At 51.3% G+C, this 17787-nt stretch carries 19 protein-coding genes; 6 read left to right on the forward strand and 13 right to left on the reverse strand.

Going from position 1 to position 17787, the window contains the following annotated elements:
• Window positions 1-104 precede the first annotated feature (104 nt).
• Entirely contained in the window at window positions 105-1034 is a 930-nt protein-coding gene (locus ACTJKB_RS12720) for an AEC family transporter (protein WP_440834386.1), read from the reverse strand.
• 178 nt (window positions 1035-1212) lie between these two features.
• Between ACTJKB_RS12720 and ACTJKB_RS12725 the strand changes: the two genes are divergently transcribed.
• Together ACTJKB_RS12725 and ACTJKB_RS12730 are read left to right on the forward strand one after the other, a co-directional pair.
• Window positions 1213-1551 (forward strand): winged helix-turn-helix transcriptional regulator, encoded by a 339-nt coding sequence (locus ACTJKB_RS12725; RefSeq protein WP_074088395.1) that lies wholly within the window; start codon window positions 1213-1215, stop codon window positions 1549-1551.
• A 160-nt stretch (window positions 1552-1711) separates the two neighbouring features.
• Window positions 1712-2431: an SDR family oxidoreductase gene (locus tag ACTJKB_RS12730; protein ID WP_440834387.1), complete on the forward strand. Its 720-nt coding sequence runs from the start codon at window positions 1712-1714 to the stop codon at window positions 2429-2431.
• Between the two features lie 82 nt (window positions 2432-2513).
• Here the strand turns inward: ACTJKB_RS12730 and greA are convergent, their stop codons facing one another.
• Entirely contained in the window at window positions 2514-2993 is a 480-nt protein-coding gene (greA, locus tag ACTJKB_RS12735; RefSeq protein ID WP_074088393.1) for a transcription elongation factor GreA, read from the reverse strand.
• 181 nt (window positions 2994-3174) lie between these two features.
• Between greA and ACTJKB_RS12740 the strand changes: the two genes are divergently transcribed.
• Entirely contained in the window at window positions 3175-4608 is a 1434-nt protein-coding gene (locus ACTJKB_RS12740) for an FAD-dependent oxidoreductase (RefSeq protein WP_440834389.1), read from the forward strand.
• A 115-nt stretch (window positions 4609-4723) separates the two neighbouring features.
• Here ACTJKB_RS12740 and ACTJKB_RS12745 read toward each other — a convergent pair whose 3' ends face one another.
• Window positions 4724-6205, reverse strand: coding sequence for an MDR family MFS transporter (locus tag ACTJKB_RS12745; protein ID WP_440834391.1), 1482 nt, complete (start codon window positions 6203-6205; stop codon window positions 4724-4726).
• Between the two features lie 231 nt (window positions 6206-6436).
• Here ACTJKB_RS12745 and ACTJKB_RS12750 point away from each other — a divergent pair, with 231 nt between their 5' ends.
• From ACTJKB_RS12750 to ACTJKB_RS12760, 3 genes are all read left to right on the forward strand, one after another.
• Window positions 6437-6907 (forward strand): MarR family winged helix-turn-helix transcriptional regulator, encoded by a 471-nt coding sequence (locus ACTJKB_RS12750; protein ID WP_440834393.1) that lies wholly within the window; start codon window positions 6437-6439, stop codon window positions 6905-6907.
• 64 nt (window positions 6908-6971) lie between these two features.
• Entirely contained in the window at window positions 6972-8144 is a 1173-nt protein-coding gene (locus ACTJKB_RS12755; protein WP_440834395.1) for an ATP-grasp domain-containing protein, read from the forward strand.
• A gap of 61 nt (window positions 8145-8205) precedes the next feature.
• Window positions 8206-8907 carry an esterase family protein gene (locus ACTJKB_RS12760; protein ID WP_440834397.1) on the forward strand — a complete coding sequence of 234 codons (702 nt, stop codon included), beginning with the start codon at window positions 8206-8208 and terminating at the stop codon, window positions 8905-8907.
• Window positions 8908-9002: 95 nt separating this feature from the next.
• On the opposite strand, the gene ACTJKB_RS12765 is transcribed toward ACTJKB_RS12760, so the two are convergent.
• The 10 genes from ACTJKB_RS12765 to ACTJKB_RS12810 form a co-directional block, all read right to left on the reverse strand.
• Entirely contained in the window at window positions 9003-9290 is a 288-nt protein-coding gene (locus tag ACTJKB_RS12765; RefSeq protein ID WP_440834399.1) for a DUF6509 family protein, read from the reverse strand.
• Window positions 9291-9484: 194 nt separating this feature from the next.
• On the reverse strand, window positions 9485-9772 hold the full coding sequence (locus ACTJKB_RS12770; RefSeq protein ID WP_440834401.1) for a hypothetical protein: 288 nt from the start codon (window positions 9770-9772) through the stop codon (window positions 9485-9487).
• Window positions 9738-10832, reverse strand: coding sequence for a 23S rRNA (adenine(2503)-C(2))-methyltransferase RlmN (gene rlmN, locus ACTJKB_RS12775; protein ID WP_440834403.1), 1095 nt, complete (start codon window positions 10830-10832; stop codon window positions 9738-9740). The genes ACTJKB_RS12770 and rlmN overlap by 35 nt, the downstream gene beginning before the upstream one ends.
• 220 nt (window positions 10833-11052) lie before the next feature.
• Window positions 11053-12336, reverse strand: a complete 1284-nt coding sequence (locus tag ACTJKB_RS12780; protein ID WP_440834404.1) for a polysaccharide deacetylase family protein — start codon at window positions 12334-12336, stop codon at window positions 11053-11055.
• Window positions 12337-12341: 5 nt separating this feature from the next.
• Window positions 12342-13061: a hypothetical protein gene (locus ACTJKB_RS12785; RefSeq protein WP_440834405.1), complete on the reverse strand. Its 720-nt coding sequence runs from the start codon at window positions 13059-13061 to the stop codon at window positions 12342-12344.
• A 262-nt stretch (window positions 13062-13323) separates the two neighbouring features.
• Window positions 13324-13680, reverse strand: a complete 357-nt coding sequence (locus ACTJKB_RS12790; RefSeq protein ID WP_074088383.1) for a nucleotide excision repair endonuclease — start codon at window positions 13678-13680, stop codon at window positions 13324-13326.
• Window positions 13681-13816: 136 nt separating this feature from the next.
• Window positions 13817-14800, reverse strand: a complete 984-nt coding sequence (locus ACTJKB_RS12795; protein WP_440834407.1) for an NAD-dependent epimerase/dehydratase family protein — start codon at window positions 14798-14800, stop codon at window positions 13817-13819.
• A gap of 114 nt (window positions 14801-14914) precedes the next feature.
• Entirely contained in the window at window positions 14915-15463 is a 549-nt protein-coding gene (locus ACTJKB_RS12800) for a TetR/AcrR family transcriptional regulator (RefSeq protein WP_074100124.1), read from the reverse strand.
• A 275-nt stretch (window positions 15464-15738) separates the two neighbouring features.
• Entirely contained in the window at window positions 15739-16479 is a 741-nt protein-coding gene (locus ACTJKB_RS12805; protein WP_440834408.1) for a Bax inhibitor-1/YccA family protein, read from the reverse strand.
• Between the two features lie 78 nt (window positions 16480-16557).
• A complete protein-coding gene (locus ACTJKB_RS12810; RefSeq protein ID WP_440834757.1) occupies window positions 16558-17784 on the reverse strand; it encodes a nitric oxide synthase oxygenase in 1227 nt (408 codons plus the stop codon).
• Between the last annotated feature and the right edge of the window lie 3 nt (window positions 17785-17787).

The following is a 17787-nucleotide window of genomic DNA, read 5'->3' on the forward strand; positions in this document are numbered from 1 at the left end:
ACCAGCCCGATTCACCAAGCCTTCCTTTCTCAACTGAAAGGAGGGCTTGGTGCGTTTCCGGCCATGGTACTTGGCGGCATCCCCCAGAACCTCAAGAAGGGAATTTACGCATTGCCAACGATAGAGATTAATATCGGGAGCACGAGAAAGGACGCCAGGGTTGTCCAGAGAATGCAGCGCGACACCAGCGCAGGCGAGCTGCCGAAGCGTTCGGCCAGCACCACGGAGTTGACCGCAACCGGCATGGAGGCGAGAATGAGCAGCACAGCGAACAGCGTTCCCGAAATGTTCAACAGATACAGCAGCAGCGCGGCGGTCAGCGGGGCCAGCAGCAGACGGACCGACAACCCTGTCCAGAACGCCAGCTGTACATTGCGTACAATATCCCCAGTCTGTACCCGGACCATCTGGGCCCCCAGTATGGCCAGCACCACCGGGGAATAGGCTCCGGCTACCATCGACACCCCCGAAGCAATCTCATGCGGCATATGCAGGCCGAGTGCCCGCAGCAGCAGAGCCAGAATCGCAGCATAGATCGCCGGCAGGGAGAATACCGAGCGGATGGCACTGCCGATAGAAAACTGTGATCTTGCCGCAAAATACACCCCGATCGTGTTCACAATCACCATCTGGGCGATGACATAGACCGAAGCCTTGTCGAGCCCCAGCTGACCGAAGGCCAGCAGCACCAGCGGCAGGCCGTAATTGACACTGTTCGTGAAGGTGGAGATCAGGGTCAGGCCGGCTGCCTCTGGCGCAGCCAGCCTCAGCACTCTGCCAATCAGATGGGCCAGCGCCCACAGCACCAGCAGATTCAGCAGCGAGAAGGCAAGCGTTTTGTACACATCATCGAAGGAAATCTTGGCTGTAGCGAGCGTATCCAGAATGATTGCCGGACTCAGGAAATACAGATACAGCATTAACAGCGGCTTGGTATCCAGGTTCTTGAACCGTCCAAGCAGCGCACCCGATAGGACCGGGATGGATAACGGGACAATCACCTCGACCAGAGTGGACAACACCTGTTGAATCAATTGCGAGGACTCCTCTGCTAAAAAAGTTACTCTTACTATACCCCTCCCCGGCGGATGCCGTCTAAGACATGGAAGCAATATGCTTAATAGTAAAAGCCTATGAACGTCTTAACTTCCCAAAGGATACTATTGTGGTATGATTAGCATAAATCATGATCACCACAGGAGGTTGACTGAAATGGACTTCACCGAACCGGTCATTCTGACCAAAGGAACCCCCGGCGAACCTTGTCCCATCGCCAAAACGCTGGATGTCATCGGAACCAAATGGACATTCCTGATTATTCGTGATCTGCTGATTGGCGGCACCATGCGCTTCAGTGATCTGCTGCGTTCTCTGGAAGGGATCAGCCCGAAGACACTCGCGCTGCGGCTGCGTGAGCTGGAGAACCACGGCATTCTTATGCGCACCGTATATCCCGAGGTGCCCCCCCGCGTAGAATATACCCTGACGAAGAAGGGCGAACAACTGGAAGGCATTTTTATTGAGCTGAAAAGATACGGTCTTGCCCTCTAAGCAGACTGTTCCCCAAAAAAAGTTTATCCCCGGCAGCTCAGCATTGGCACAATACTATCTTTACGGTAACTGTATGTACAGAATGTAACTACTTCCCTAAAGGAAGTATAAGGAATATACTCTCCTCACAAGGCAGTTTCAATTCAGAGGAGGAATCATTATGTTAACAGGACAGAAAATAGTTATTATCGGAGGCAGCTCAGGAATCGGTCTGGCAACGGCAAAGCTTGCTGCTGCAGAAGGTGCGGAGGTTGTTCTGGCCAGCCGCTCCGCAGAGAAGCTGGAGCAGGCCAAAGCAGCACTTGGACCTGACGCAAAAGCAATTACCTATACGCTGGATGTTACGGACGAGGATCAGGTACGCTGCTTATTCGCAGAGCTGGGAGCCTTTGACCATCTGGTGGTCACCGCAGCCGAAACCAAAGGGGGCCCGTTCCTCACTACAGCCACCAGTGCTTCACGCCAGCTGATGGACAATAAGTTCTGGGGCCAATACTATGCCGCCAAATACGGTGCGCCGAACCTGAACCCCCATGGTTCCATTACTCTGTTCTCCGGCGTCGTTGCCTTCAAGGCCATGGCCGGGTCCTCCGTGCTCGGCGCAGTGAATGCAGCCGTAGCCAATCTGGGGCAGACCCTCGCGCTGGAGCTTGCCCCGCTGCGGGTGAACACCGTCTCACCGGGCATCATCGATACCCCTTCCCGCGCAGGCATGGCGGAAGAGGCCCGCAGTGCTTTTTATAGCAGCACCGCAGCCAAGCTGCCTGTGCAGCGCGTAGGCACAGCCTCAGACGTTGCCGAAGGCGTGCTCTATCTGATACGTAACGGCTTCGTTACAGGCACGGTGCTTCATGTGGAAGGCGGCCACACCCTAATCTAAGCCGGGTTACCCTGGCCAAACCAAAAAAATCCCTGCCCCTAATGATAAGGGGGGCAGGGATTTAACGTGCAGGAGCCGCAGCTTACAGCATTTTGATCTCCAGCAGTTCATATTTGATAATGCCCATTGGTGCGTTCACGCTGATGATGTCGCCTACTTTTTTGCCGAGCAGTTCTTTGCCTAGCGGGCTTTCGTACGAAATCTTGTTGTCCAGCACATCGGCTTCAGCCGGACCGACCACTCTATATTCGATCTTTTCGGAGTATTCCACATCATTCAGAATGACGATGCAGCCTACGCTGACTGTACTCAGATCCATGTTGCTGGAGTCTACAATCTGCGCTTTGATCAGCATTTTCTCCAGAATCATGATGCGGGTCTCCATGAAGGATTGATCTTCTTTGGCAGAGTGGTACTCACTGTTCTCCTTGAGATCCCCGTAGCTTATGGCCAGCTTAAGCCGGGCCGCGAGCTCCTTGCGCCCTGCTCCCTTGAGCTCCTTGAGCTCTTCCTCCAGCTTAGCCAGACCTTCTTTCGTCAAAAACACTTCTTCATTCGACATGTATACAACTCCTATTTTTACTCGCTTTATTGTATTCTACCCCATAATCGGCCAACATGCGAAAAGAAAGCACTTCCGCAGCAAATTGCCGCATATCCACCCTAGTATAATTATCCAAAAGTGATTTACAATAATGATATTAAATCTCATACACAGTCAGGAGCACAAGAAGTCCATGTTCATGCATTCCCCAAAATTCCTTCGTTTTACAAGCTGTCTGGCCGCTGCTCTGATTCTGCTGTCGGGATCAAACCCGATTACAACGGCGGCAGCGAAGTCGATTATCCCTTCCATGGCCTCTTCAAGCTATGATGTCGTTGTCATTGGAAGCGAAATTCAAGGCGCACTGCTCGCCAAGGAAGCCGTCAAGGCCGGCCTGAAAGTGCTGATGCTTGATCCCCGCAGCAAACCGGGCGGTGAATTAATTCAAGGGCAAATGTTTTTTCTCGATGATGTGAACGACAACAAGCACAGAAGCCTCGTACAAGGTCAGATCAAAAGTCTCTTTAATGGCTACAAGGCAGGAACCATCCTGAAGGAAGCCGATTTCCAAAAGTACTACAACAAGATTATGCAAGGCATTCCGCTGGAGAGCGGGGTTGTTCTGGACCGTGTTGACACGAAGGCGGCGGGTAGCGGAAAGACGCTGAGTACCCTAACCTATCACGTTAAGAACGAAGCTCCGATTACGATCAAGTCCCGATACTGGGTAGAAAATACCGATTACAGCGCTCTGAGCGGACATCTGAAGGAAGCCCGGATTCCGGGAATGGAGACCATTGATCACGGTAAGAAGCCTGATTACATGGCCGCTACATATATGCTCAATTTCAAAAATGTGGATTGGAACCAGCTGCATCAGTCCATTCTTGAGAATTATCCGCTAACGAATGTGCGCAAGAAATATGGACCCAATACCTACGTAGATTTGCACTTCGCCACCGGATTCAGCAAGATCACCAATACATATTCCACCAAGGACAAGCAGCTTAAGTTGCGCGGGCTAAATGCCACCTATCAAAAAAATGGCCAGGTCATCATCAATGCCCTGCTGATTTACGATGTAAATCCTTCCGACCCTAAATCTGTGGCGGCGGCGGTACAGAAGGGCAAAGCCGAAGCCCCTTCTATTCTAAACTTCCTGCGCAAAAATATCCCCGGGTTTGCTAACGCTGAACTGAACGGGTTTCCGGAGTACCTCTACATCCGTGACTATAACCGCTATGAGACCAAATACGTGCTGGGTTACACGGATCTAATGTCCAGCCGGATGTTTTGGGACGATGTGAGCATTGGCGGGTACCCCATCGATTTGCAAGGGACCCGGAGGATTCCCACCGGAATCGGCTTTGGCAAGCCGGACCGTTACGGGCTGCCGCTGCGTGCCTTTGAACTGAAATCCTATGACAATGTACTTGTAGCCGGGAAAAATGTCGGTGCAAGCATCAAAGCCTACGGCAGCGCAAGGATCATGCCCACCACTGCACTGGCTGCTCAGACCATCGGCATCATTCTGGGACGGGAGCGCAGCAAACGGCTGACTGACCTGACCGCAGCAGATTTCCAGAGAATCCGTTCATATCTGAAAAAGGATTATCAGATCAGCTTGCAGTAGACTGCTCTCCATCTATTCAGGTATAACTAAACCGCCCCAGCAGGTCTGTTAAGAACCTGCTGGGGCGGTTTGGTGTTGGATTAGTCAGCCTTTGGTCTCCAGCGGCACGCAGCGCTTAGCTGTTCGCCTCCTGCTTGACGGAAGCTGCCTTCAGTACAGCAGCCTTCGGTTTGGCTGTTCCGGTTCTGAGCAGGAAGGTCAAGGGAATTGCGAGAATCCCGATGACGGTTGCGATGAGGAATACATCCTGTACGCCCAGCGTCATCCCCTGGGCCTTGATGAAGCCGCCCGCAGCTGAGGTTCCGCCGCTAAGCTCCTTCTGGTGCGTCAAGGCCCGCGAAGCCAGCAGCGAGCTGAAGACCGCGATGGACAGCGCCCCGGTGGCTTGCCGTACCCAGTTGGTAACAGAAGAAGCATGACCGGTGATCTGTTTCGGCACGGAAGACATTCCGGCATTCGTAACCGGCATGAAGGCCAGAGCAATCCCGACATTGCGCACCGCCATCAGCCAAGCCAGCTGAACATGGGTAGTGGCGAGTGTGATATGGCTGAGCTCCCAGGTTGAGGCGACCAGCAGCAGGATACCGCCAAGAATCAGCCAGAACGGCCCGGTCTTGCTGTAGAGCTTGCCGACAATCGGCGACATGACCGCCATGGCAATGGAACCCGGCAGCAGGACCAGTGCTGTTGCGAGCGGAGTAGCCTGCTGAATGTCCTGCAGAAAGACGGGAATCAGGAACGTCCCGGAATACAGGGCAACGGTAATGATACAGTTGATCATCAGGCTGTACGTGAACCGGTTTTGCCGGAATACCTTAAGATTCAGCAGCGGCTCTGTCAAAGCGAGCTCTCTGCGGATGAAATAAGTTAACGCTATAACTCCGATAATCAGCAGGGACAGCGTCTTCCAGGAGGTCCAGCCCCAGGCATTCCCTTTATTAAAAGCCAGAATAATGAACGCACTGCTAAGAATAACCGTTACAAAACCCGGCAGATCAAAGGTCTTTCTCTCACCGGCGGTTCGCTGAAACGGCAAGCACTTGAGTGCAACCACAATCGCAATAATCCCGATCGGCACATTGATCATAAATAGCGATTCCCAGCCAAAATATCCGGTCAGCCATCCCCCTAGTGTCGGGCCAAAGGCAGGTGCCAGCATGGAGGACAAGCTCCATAGGCTCATTGCGAACGCCTGCTTTTCCTTTTCGATGAATTGATAGATCATGGTCATTGTAGTAGGAATGATTAGCCCGCCGAACACCCCCTGCAGAATACGGAAGGTTACGAGCGAGTGAATGCTCCAGGCAATCATGCATAGTCCGGAGAATAGGGTAAATCCCGATAATGCGAACACATACAGATATTTGTAACTCCATTTATCACCGAAATAGCCCACCACCGGCGCGATTACACCCGTAGCGAGCAGATAACCTGTAATCATCCACTGCACGGTCCCAATCTCCGCATGAAAGTCCTTCATAAATACCGGAAACGCTACGTTAATGGTGGTCGTACTCAGGATCGCCATGAAATTTCCGAAAAAAATAGCTAAAATAATCAACCAAAAGGATGAATTACGAATAGTTTGAGTCTTCAATAGGTTCTCTCCTCCGTGAAGCACAATACACTAAAGGAAGTCTGGCTTCCCCGACATATAGGTGTATGATACAATTAAAAAAGTTATATGTGTATTATACAACTACATTCATGAAAGTCAATATGACTTATTTCATTCCTTTTTCATAAATAGGTGCGGCTTTTGCTTATGGTCTGGTATGTTCACTATAATAATGGAGAAAAGTAATCCGTAAAGGAAGGAAGCTATCGTATGGATGAAAAAAACCTGGAGTCCCTTAACAATGAGCTGATGACACTCATCCGCCGTTCCTCTCTCGACAAGAAACATGGGGGGCTGGACCGCTCGACATATACGCTGCTCTACCATTTGGCCCACCACAAGAAGATAGGGGTAAAGGCACTGGCCGAAGAGTTCGGACTCGACACCTCCACGATCAGCAGACAGACCAGTGTACTCGAAAGCAAAGGCTATGCCGTGCGGGTACCCGACCCGATGGACGGAAGATCGAGTTATTTTGAGATCACCCCACTTGGCACACGTAAGCTGGAGGAAGCGCGGAACATCCGTCTGGAGCGGTATGGGGAGATCTTTGAAGATTGGTCTGCGGAGGACTGCCATACCTTCAGCGGACTGCTGGCCAGACTGAATCAAAAATTGACGCAGCGCAGCGCCGGGGCGAAAGGATTGACGGAAGAGGCCGAAGCTGGTAGATTGAATTAATCATACAATATAAGTCGGAATTAGAACGCAGAAATATACCATATTTCCGAAGGGGCTGGTCCGCTTGAACTTTATTTTCTTTTCGCCTCATTTCCCGAGGAACAGCGCCGATTTCTGCAGCCACCTTCAGCAGCAGGGAGCCACGGTGCTTGGGATCGGTGATGCCGAATATGACCAGCTGGAGGACAAGCTGAAGTCGGCATTGACCGAGTATTACAAGGTGAGCAGTCTGGAAAATTATGACGATATTTTACGGGCTGTGGGTTATTTCACCCATCGTTACGGCAAAATCGACCGCTTCGAATCCCTGAATGAATACTGGCTGGAGCAGGATGCCGCGATCCGCACGGATTTTAACATTTACGGCACCAAGACTGATTTTGTCTACAACCTGAAACAGAAATCCAAAATGAAAGAGTTTTTCCGCAAAAGCGGGGTAAGCACCGTGCAGTTCTCCACCGGAACCACCCGCGACAGTGTGGATGACTTCATCCGCGGCACCGGCTTTCCGCTTGTGGTGAAGCCAGACCTGGGCTCCGGGGCCAGCATGACCTATAAGATCAATAACGAGGCCGAGCTGCAGCAGTTTTTTGACACCAAGCCGGATGATGTGGCTTTTATTATTGAAGAGTTCATTGACGGCGTTATTCTGACCTATGACGGGCTGGTCGATATCGACGGCAACGTGCGGTTCGCAGTCAGCCACCTGTTCGAGAACAGCGTGATGGATGTCGTCAATACGGACAATCACCTCTACTATTTCTGTCTAAAGGAGATTAGTCCCGAGGTTGAGCTTGCGGGAAAAAACATCCTTCAGGCTTTTGATATCAGAGAGCGCTTCTTCCATATCGAATTGTTCAAGTCGAACAAAGATGGCCGGATCATTGCCCTTGAGGTGAATATGCGGCCGCCAGGAGCATGGATGACCGATGCGATTAACTATTCATATGATGTGGATGTGTATGAAGAATGGGCGCGCATGATTGTTCACAATGAGGTGGCCGGCCCTTTTGAAGGCAAATATTATACCGGCTATGCCAGCCGTAAGCGGCACAAGCATTACGTTCACAGCCATGAGGACATTTACCGTACCTTTGGCGACAAGATTGTCCATTATGCGGAGATTGAAGAAGTGTTCAGCCGGGCCATGGGGAACAGCGCCTATCAATTCCGTTCTGCGGATCTGGGAGAAGTCAGAGACATCGTGGGCTATATTCAACAAGTTGAAGAGGGATAGGATGTGTTGATGCATGAGGATAAGCTACCATAAAGAATACAGCAGGCACCTTCACAGAGATATGGAATACAAAGTGTACGGCCATGCCGGGAAACCGATGCTGGTCTTCCCGACTTCACTGGGGCGGTTCTATCAGTATGAGGATTCCGGCATGATTCAGACCCTTGCGGAGTTCATCGATGCGGGTAAGCTGCAGATCTGGGCCTGCGACACCCTGGATGAGGAGACCTTCTTCTCGGGCGACTGGAACCATGAGGACAAGGTGCAGCGCCATGAGCAGTACGACAAATACATCACGCAGGAGCTGATTCCCCGAATCCTCCAGTCCAGCAAGGCAAGCAACGGCGGCAGCGACCAAAAGATCCTCGTCTCCGGCTGCTCCATGGGCGCGTACTACAGTGCCAGCTTCTTTTTCCGGCATCCTCACGTTTTCGATACACTAATCGCCCTCAGCGGCGTCTACTCCACCCATTACTTCTTTGGTGATTATATGAGCGAGACCGTCTACCTGAACTCGCCGCTGCATTACCTGCCGGGCCTGACCGATGAACATTACCTGAGTGCTTACCGCGCCAGCCGGATCATCCTCTGTGTCGGACAAGGCGCCTATGAAGACGAGATGCTTCATGAGACGCGCCTGCTCCAGGATCTGCTCCAGCACAAAGGTATTGCGGCACAGATTGATTATTGGGGGCATGATGTCGATCATGACTGGCCTTGGTGGAACAAACAAATTCACTATTATGTACGCGGGTGTCTGTAGGGCAAAACGTGTATGACAAATAGACCGTCCCCTCCGAAAGGGGTGCGGTCTGTTGGTTCGTTATCTAACCGGCGGAGCTTGTTGTCCACTCCGTCTTAAGCTGGCAGGTGCTCTTTGCAGAACAAGACCAAGGCTGCTTCCTCGTCCTCTTCCATATCAAAATCAAGAATCCGGCCGGTTGTGGTCTCCAGCAGATCGTAGCTGACGATGCTGAGCTGCTCTTCCTCCACCTTCACGATGGCCCGTGCGGATAATCCATTCTCTTCGTACAGCTCATCATCCTCAGGCACTTCCAGATTAATAACGAACTCGTACCGCTTTCCGCTTAAAATATTAAATGGATCTCTTATGTTCTCCACGGTGTAGCTTGTAAATGTCAACATTTCGCATTCCTCTTTTCATCAGTCATCTGGCTATTGTATCATACAATCCATGGCAGAGGCTCCCTCAGTTACTTGCTGCAGACCAAATCACCAGGAAAACGCTGGATTCTCGCGGATTCTTCCGGATGGTACGCTAGTATTATAACAAGTACAGGTCAAATACATCTATTGATTTTTGTAAAAGACTGTAAGAATCAGGGATTGATGCTCAGACAGCCACACTGGCTTCCGGTGTCCTCATAAGCTTCGGGCATTGCCGCGTCTTTTATACCTGACGTTTGAATGGGCGATCCCACAAAACATAATGTCAGCGGGTTAATCCAAAAAGCGGTGCCCCGCAAGTGAACACGGGGCACCGCACTTTTGTAACGCCATACTACGGGTGCTGCATTAACGGCATCTCTGCCGTTGTTCCATCCCATCACTGCTTCCAGCAGGCTGCCCGGGTTACCCGGCGGCCACGCCGCTCTCAGCAGCGGCACCTTTGGCTTTCTTGATCTGCTTACTGCGCAGCTGACCGCAGGCGGCGTCGATATCTACGCCGTGCTCCAGCCGGGTGCTTACGCTGACGCCCTGCTTTTTGAGCGTATCAAAGAAAGCCCTCACGGATTCACGCTCGCTCCGCTGGTATTGGCTATGCTCATCTACAGGATTGTACGGAATCAGGTTCACGTTAACCATCTGGCGGCGGTCTCCGATCAGCTCGGCCAGCTCCAGGGCATGCTCCTGCTGGTCATTGATATCCTTGAGCAGAATGTACTCCAGCGTAATTCTCCGGTTGGTTTTCTCCAGATAGTAATCAATAGCGGGCATTAACTTCTCAATAGGAATGGCCCGGTTGATCTTCATAATCCGTGTCCGCAGCTCATTGTTCGGCGCATGTAAAGAAATGGCCAGGTTGACCTGCATATTGGCATCAGCGAATTCTCTGATTTTGTCAGCCAGACCGCTTGTAGACACCGTGATGCCCTTGCCGGCAATCGCCAGTCCCTTGTGACTCTTGATAATGGTCAGGAAATTGAGCAGGTTCGTAAAATTATCAAACGGCTCGCCGATCCCCATCACCACCACATGGCTGACCCTTTGACCCAGACCTGCCCGGTCCAGATGATGCTGCACCTTCATTATCTGCTCCACAATCTCTCCGCTGGACAGATCGCGGCTCTTCGCCAGCAATCCGCTTGCACAAAAACTGCAGCCGATGTTGCAGCCAACCTGCGTGGTGACGCAGACGGACAAACCGTACTTCTGCCGCATCAGTACCGTTTCGATCAGGTTGCCGTCCTTCAGGCGGAACAGAAACTTGATGGTGCCGTCCGCCGACTCCTGCTTCACATGCTCGTCCATCGTTTGAAAGACAAAATGCTCTGACAGCAGCTGCACCGTCTCGCCGTTCACCTCAGTCATTTCCGCAAAATCTGTAACCCGCTGGCGGTACAGAGAGTCCCATATCCGGGACGCGCGGGATTTCTTATGACCATGCTCCACGAGCCATGACGACATTTGTTCCAAAGTTAATCCATAAATGGATTGTTTATTCATTGATTATCCTCTTTTCAAAACACTTAAGTTCAATTTATTTTACCTTGCGGGCACCCGTCTAACAACATGCACTTATTGTCTCAAATTTTTTTTATTAAAACAAGAAGATTCCAGTGTTTCCCCCGGCTTCAGCGGAGACGGACAGCCCTCTGAAAGACATACAAGCGTACCCGAAAGTATCGGATACGCTTCTATTAGACTGGTATAAGCATCCGCCCCATTATTTGAAAACGGCGAACTTCAGCTGTTTTTTCTTAAGATATTCTATAATGGCAGGCAACGCTTTGACTGTTATTGCTTTTTCATGAAGGAGATAGATGCCCCCGGAGGGATCAGTATGATAAAAATATTGGATGATTTGCTCCGCGGTCTGTGCTTTCCAATCTTCAGGATCACGGTTCCAGAGCAGTACTTTCAGGTTCTGTTTGCCGGCTTCTGCAGCCAGAGATCCGTTGATAGCCCCATAAGGCGGACGAAATACGGTTACCGACCTCTCAATATTCTGCTCCAGCACCTGAACGGAACGCAACAGGTTGTTATGGTTCTCTCCGCTGCTGTTCTTCGTCATGTCACTGTGATCCCAGGAATGACTCCCCACCGGCATTCCGTGTTCATCGGCATATTGGACCGCTTCCGGGTGCTGCTGGGCATTCTGGCCAATGAACAGAAAATTCGCCGCAATTCCATACGCCATAAGAATATCGACAATTTCCTTAGTGTACTGGGATGGGCCATCATCAAAGGATAAAGCTACATAACCCTTCGGCAGACTATACTCATAACGGCTTCCGTCCAGCTCCAGCTCTTCAACCGTCGGGTTCTGCGCCTCTGGTTCCGCACTCTGCACCGGCTCCGGTTCTTGTTCTGTTTCCGGCACAGCTTCAGCTTGAGCGCTCTGAAAGGATGCCGTATGAACCACAGGGACATAGGGCACAGGGACACTGCTGTCCACCGGCGCCGTGAAGTCTTCATGCGCTTCAGCACTGTTGAGCAGATTGTCATCCATCCGCAGAAAAAATAATACGAATAACAGGCTGAACAAAATGCAACGCATTACAATAGGCCGGGTAACCCGGAAGGCGCTTGCACGTCGCTTAAGCGGCTGTAGTTGTTCAGGCTCGGGCACAGGAACCACCGCTTGAATCCTATTCGCTTCATTGGACGGCAAGCCTTGCTGTTTCAACTCAAGAAGCTGCTCGACATAAGCTTCCGAACAGGCAAAATACAGTGTCTCAGAGCAGGTTCTGTTCATCTTAGTAAGCGAGCTGAAATATTTGCGGCGAAAGGGGTCCCACTTGGGGTAAATCGACAGCCGTACTCTGTGTTCCTGATAAGAGCCCAGTATGCTATTCATTTGCAGGTATGTATATTCATCGATGAGGAGAACTTTTCGGGTGAATCCGCCGCTATGGGTTAGACCTACCTCCATCTGATAGCTGCCCTGCTTAGGCTCAAGCGACAGCAGCTCTATCATCAGTGCGGAATCTTGTTCAAGAAGAGGCATAGTAATTATGTAGTCCCGTTATCTGTGCGGTCTGCCGGGGGAGTACTTCCTCCAAAAGGAGCCGTCATACGCGTGGTGAAATCGTTAATCATGCTGGAGAGGTAGGCTTTCTCCTGCCGGACCGTTTCGTATTTCTGTTTCATATGGGCGTTCTCTGTTTCAAGACGTCCGATTTTTTCCTCAAGCTCGTTCATCTTCTTCAGCTTTTCCGAAATGGTGTCATTATGCTTCTGAACGAGATTCGTATACTTTTGCCGCTCCAGCTCAATGGTGCTCTTGAGCTCGTCCATTTCCGAAGACAGAGTAGTGTGCAATTCACGGTGGTCCTCCATGACCTGATCCACCTTCAGGTTACGCTCCACCAGCTTATGCTCCAGCTCCAGGATGCTTCTTTCCCGTTCCTCAATCACCTTGTTCAGATTCTTCAGGTCCTTGTTCAAACGCTCCACATGGCCGCTGGTATGCGTCAACCGGTCCTGTAGCTCATGATTGGTCGTATCCGCATGCGTTCTGGCCTGGATCATTTGCTCTACCGCAAAAATCAAATCAAGAGACTTCTTATCCAGCTGCGCTTTGCCCGTGGAAATGAGGCTGGACAGGCTTTCGTTCGTTTCGTAAGTTTCCTTTTCCTCAGGCGGGTCTTCCGCCAATTGAATCTTTTGAACCACGCCGGGCCTCAGCTGCTTGTCCGCCATGTCTTTTTTCTTAAAAAAAGGAGTTGCCATCTATGCTATCACCTCATTATATATGTCAAAAAATGTCGAGCCTATACGCATTTATTATAGTTGATTTAGCCTGCATATGAAGTGAGCCTTAATATCTAAGTTTCGTAAGTGTATCCAAAGGCCTAATTTCCCTTCAACGGAAGTTTCAACCAGCAACTTAGGAATAATTACCCATGCTATAGGCACTTTTTCGTACAGAATCTGGATACTTTGCACAACAAAAAAGCGCAATCCCGGGGACCGCGCTTTAGCTATACTCGATTTATTTGTACAGCACTTTCTCCACATTGTATTTGGCTCTAAGCTTGTTCACAATGTACGTTTCGTAAATCTCTCTGTCGACGGCCTCATCTACGATGCAAACTTCAATCTTGGTCACTTCATCACGGTGCGGCTTCATCACTGAAACATTATCTTCAAAATGCTTTTTGATCCGCGGTCTCAGCTTTCTGGCCTTACCCACAAACAGCAGCTCATCCTTGTCGTTGTAGAACATGAAGATGCCGCCTTGTTCCCGGGTAATCAGGTGGAAATCTGTAAATCCGTAAATATGGCTCAGTACAGGATTCGCCTGCTTCGTAATGGTGACATCCGGCGTTGGAATCGTAATGCTGATCATTGTAGCTCACTTCCCTCTTGGATATAGACATAAATAGTAACATAGTTCCAGAACCCTGACTATACAGAAGCATCGCCGGATTACACAAAGGGAAGCCCTGCGTGCGGATGGGGACCGGGATGTATGAGCCTTCTGCTCACAAAGCCTTGGCCTGCCGGCTCTGAATGGCTTGGATCGTCTTCCGGATTCCTTCCTCGAATGAAGTCGCCGGAATCGGGCCGACCAGACGCTCATACTTCCGGCCGCTTAAGCGGAGCGGTTCCTTCGTCAGATAGAGCATCTCCACAATCTCTTTCATGACCGGTACAAACAGGCCAAGCAGTGATAAACCAAAGGCCCCAACCGGGATGACCGGTTTGGACTTGCCGCTCGCCATCCGGGCGATGCGGACGATTTCCCGGCCGGAGATGGTACCTGCACCGGGAATGTTCCAGTTCTGCCCATAGGCCTCTTCCCGGAGGGCCAACTCCACGATCATCACCGCTGCATCGGGCAGATATACATATTCACGCGGCACCGTCATATTCCCGACGAACATTCCCGGTTTGCCGGCAGCAATCGCATCAAGCGTTGAACCCAGATACGAAGCTTCATTGGCAGTAGGGCCATAATAATCGGGCAGGCGCACAATCATGCCTTCGGTATGGCTCCAGCGCGGGCTGAAGAACATCCGCTCGAACTCCAGCTTTGTCTTGCCTTTTTGGGTATGCGGGTTCTTGGGGAATTCCTCCGTGATCGGCTGCTCATCCTTTCTGCGTCCATAAGGATAAATTCCGTCTACTGCAACGACCCGGGCACCGAGTCTGTCCGCCGCCTCCATCACGGCCTCACCCATTGGAAGCAGTCTGGTGCTCATTTCGTTATACGGTACCGACGCGCTGTGAAAAATAATATCTGCTCCCTGCGCAACATTAAATACATCCTCCGGTTTGAACACATCTCCTGTTCTCAGACTAAGACCAGCCGGATGGCCCAGTTTTGCTGCGAACTGCTCCAGCTTTGGCAATGACCGTCCAAAAGCAACCGTTTCAATCCCTCTTCTCAGCAGTTCGGCAATGATTACCGTTCCTGTTCCTCCCGTTGCACCCAATACGACAGCCTTCGTTGTTTTGTTCATCATTAGTTATTCCTCCAATTTGTTTTTGTTATTTGTTATTGATTAATCACTACCTAATGGTCGTAGACTCCTAAGGGCAGAGCCCTTAGGTCCGGGGGCTGGTTGATTCCTGCCCTGCTACTCCAGATGCTTCGGTTTCAGATCAGGCATCTCCAGCGCCATCGCAATATGACACAGCATACCATTGGCCATAAATGTACTGACTTCTACCTCTGGATGAGCGATCCCCGCTGCAGTAAACTTGCTTTCCATCAGGCTTGTCACCCTTTGCATTCCTGTCTGCATAGACCGGCGGATGGCTTCATCACGAATCCCGAGCGCCTGCACCTGCAGAATGATTTCACTCGGATGTGTCTCCATCATCTGCTCATATACCCGGATCGATTCCCGAAGCAGTTCTTCTCCCGAAGCCTTCACCTCTGTAAACGTGCGGATCGTCCGTTCAAATGCCCGGTCTAGCGCCGCCACAAACAGCTCCTCCTTGTTCTTAAACAGCTTGAAAATGTACGGCTGGGAGATCCCCACCTTCTCTGCCACCTGTGCGGTAGTAGCCTTGAAATAGCCATGCTCTGCGAATACAACCACAGCCGCCTCGAGGATTTGTTCCCTCCGGTTGACCGAGGTTGCTTCATCCTTTGTCCGTGCGCCTCCCGATAGCTTTGTCATGCTGGCCTCCTGTTGTTCTGCGGATATGTGTTCTGATAAGATGTTGGTTTGTGATGATTAGTTTTTGGTTATTGGTCAATCACTATCTTGATTTGAAGTATACAAGGACTTTTCCCGGAAATCAAGTCTATATTTAAAATTTTTAGAATCCATTCTCCATGCAGAGCCTAGAAGCCTTTGTATTATAAAAAACAGCTGAACCACACCTTTATTAGGCGGGATCAGCTGTTTTTATGGAACCCTTCTTTACACCGCTGCTTACAGTACTGCTGTCCTTAATTCCGGCTCCGCAGCTTGGACAGCAGTCTGAGAATCTCTACATATAGCCATACCAGTGTGACCATAAGGCCGAATGCTCCGTACCATTCCATGTATTTGGGGGCGCCCTGCTGTGCGCCGTTCTCTATAAAATCAAAGTCCAGCACCAGATTGAGCGCAGCCACAATAACGATAATGACCGAAATGCCGATTCCGATCAGGCTGTTGCTGTGCAAATAAGGAACCGTTACACCGAACATTCCCAGCACAAAGCTCAGCAGATAGACGATGGCAATTCCGGCTGTGGCAGCAAATATACCGAGCTTGAATTTTTCCGTGGCTCTAATGATTCTTGTCTTATAGGCAAGCAGCAAAGCGACAAATATACTCAGTGTCAACAAGGCGGCCTGCAGAGTGATCCCATAATACAAGCCTTCGTAAGTTGCCGATATGGCACCGAGAAACAAGCCTTCGGCCAGCGCATAGACGGGCACCAGATACGGTGCGGCGGTCGGCTTGAAGCTGATAATCAAGGCAAGCACGAACCCGATCAGTGCACCGCCGACGGCATATGGGGCTACATTTTGTCCATTGAAATACATCGACCAGGCACTGAAGGCCCCTGCCAGCAGAATGGTCAGTGTGATAAAGGTTTTGTTGACCGTTCCGTTAATGCTCATGCGTTCCTGCCCGGAGTACCGCTCTGCACGCTCAAACGTTTTTTCATTTAGTGTGGGATTTCCGCTGCGTCCGATCAAGAGATCATCTCATTTCATCACTTATTTGTGTCCATAATAGCATATTCACCGCATGAAAACATTCGTCTCACCGTCCCCTTAATTCTGAGGATGGTGAAAGGGACAAGCCGTCTCAGGTTCAGGAGCAGCCTCAGAATTTGAACCAATCTTAGCGTCTGGACTCCCCTGTGAGCCTTTTCCCAGCCAATGGGCGTATGCCGCTTGCTGATAGATCAGCCTCGGGCTGAGGTTCAGCTCCTTCAGGGTGTTATCGTTCCAAATCGGTGTAGAGGATGGTGACATTGGAGGGATCAGCCAGCCCCACTTGCCTGATACCTGGCGGCCCTGCTGCTGTTCCTGCTCCTGGAAGCGGGCGAACTGATCGGCGGCGGTATGATGATCCACAATACTGACCCCCGCCTGCTTGAAGGAATGCAGCACCGCGCGGTTCAATTCCAGCAGCGCCCGGTCTTTCCAGAGAGAGGTGTTGGTCGAGCGGTCCAGACCGAGCAGATCCGCTACAGCCGGCAGCCGGTTATAGCGGCTTGTATCCCCAAGATTACGTGAACCAATCTCTGTCTCCATGTACCAGCCGTTAAAAGGCGCAGCGGTATAGGAAATTCCGCCGATTTCGAGCAGCATATCCGACACGACCGGTACAGAATACCAGCGCAGGCCAAGCTCCGGAAACCGTTCGATCTCGGGATGGGTCAGGGGGACCTCCTGCACCAGCGCGGGCGGAATGGCGAACCAGCGCGGTTCTTCTTCACCAATGCTGACGACCAGCGGAAGCACATCGAAGTCTCCGCCATTACCCTGCCAGCCCAGCCTCCGGCAGACGGCAGTGAACACATCCGATGCCGGATCACCGGCACGGGCAAGGTCCCCTTGTCCAGGGTATCCGGCATAACGGATCAGCTGGTGATTCCAGATCCGGACCGCCTTCTCCGGATTCCCGCCGCTGCGGAATACCGTAATCATAGGCCGGATGCGGCCGCCATTGTTCGCCTGCTTCACATGCTGCAGCAGTGCTGCCGCTACCTCCTCGGCAGTCTCCGCCTGCCGGGCATCGTTCACCTCAAGCGTGTGCCAGAACAGGCGTCCGATGCAGCGGCTGTTGTGGCGCCAGGCCATTTTTGCGCCATGGGCAAGCTCTTCCTCTGTATGGTTGTAGGTACCGGATTGCTCGATTTCCTTATGTATGGCCTGAATGCGTTCCGCGATGAGCTGCTCCGGCTTCTCCAGCTCTGTATAGCATAGCCGGATGAAAGATTCTGCCTGCCCGGTCAGCTTCCCGTACGACTTCTCTTGTTCCCTATTATCCATCCT

The organism is Paenibacillus sp. 22594 (genome assembly GCF_052044425.1).
Taxonomy (GTDB): Bacteria; Bacillota; Bacilli; order Paenibacillales; family Paenibacillaceae; genus Paenibacillus_AQ.

Bases quoted from the DNA above. Each gene is read 5' to 3' on its own strand.
- ACTJKB_RS12785 (WP_440834405.1), bottom strand. From the start codon at position 13,061: ATGGCAACTCCTTTTTTTAAGAAAAAAGACATGGCGGACAAGCAGCTG.
- ACTJKB_RS12760 (WP_440834397.1), top strand. From the start codon at position 8,206: ATGGAATACAAAGTGTACGGCCATGCCGGGAAACCGATGCTGGTCTTC.
- ACTJKB_RS12725 (WP_074088395.1), top strand. From the start codon at position 1,213: ATGGACTTCACCGAACCGGTCATTCTGACCAAAGGAACCCCCGGCGAA.
- ACTJKB_RS12800 (WP_074100124.1), bottom strand. From the start codon at position 15,463: ATGACAAAGCTATCGGGAGGCGCACGGACAAAGGATGAAGCAACCTCG.
- ACTJKB_RS12790 (WP_074088383.1), bottom strand. From the start codon at position 13,680: ATGATCAGCATTACGATTCCAACGCCGGATGTCACCATTACGAAGCAG.
- ACTJKB_RS12810 (WP_440834757.1), bottom strand. From the start codon at position 17,784: ATGGATAATAGGGAACAAGAGAAGTCGTACGGGAAGCTGACCGGGCAG.
- ACTJKB_RS12730 (WP_440834387.1), top strand. From the start codon at position 1,712: ATGTTAACAGGACAGAAAATAGTTATTATCGGAGGCAGCTCAGGAATC.
- greA (WP_074088393.1), bottom strand. From the start codon at position 2,993: ATGTCGAATGAAGAAGTGTTTTTGACGAAAGAAGGTCTGGCTAAGCTG.
- ACTJKB_RS12740 (WP_440834389.1), top strand. From the start codon at position 3,175: ATGCATTCCCCAAAATTCCTTCGTTTTACAAGCTGTCTGGCCGCTGCT.
- ACTJKB_RS12750 (WP_440834393.1), top strand. From the start codon at position 6,437: ATGGATGAAAAAAACCTGGAGTCCCTTAACAATGAGCTGATGACACTC.
- ACTJKB_RS12780 (WP_440834404.1), bottom strand. From the start codon at position 12,336: ATGCCTCTTCTTGAACAAGATTCCGCACTGATGATAGAGCTGCTGTCG.
- ACTJKB_RS12765 (WP_440834399.1), bottom strand. From the start codon at position 9,290: ATGTTGACATTTACAAGCTACACCGTGGAGAACATAAGAGATCCATTT.
- rlmN (WP_440834403.1), bottom strand. From the start codon at position 10,832: ATGAATAAACAATCCATTTATGGATTAACTTTGGAACAAATGTCGTCA.
- ACTJKB_RS12795 (WP_440834407.1), bottom strand. From the start codon at position 14,800: ATGATGAACAAAACAACGAAGGCTGTCGTATTGGGTGCAACGGGAGGA.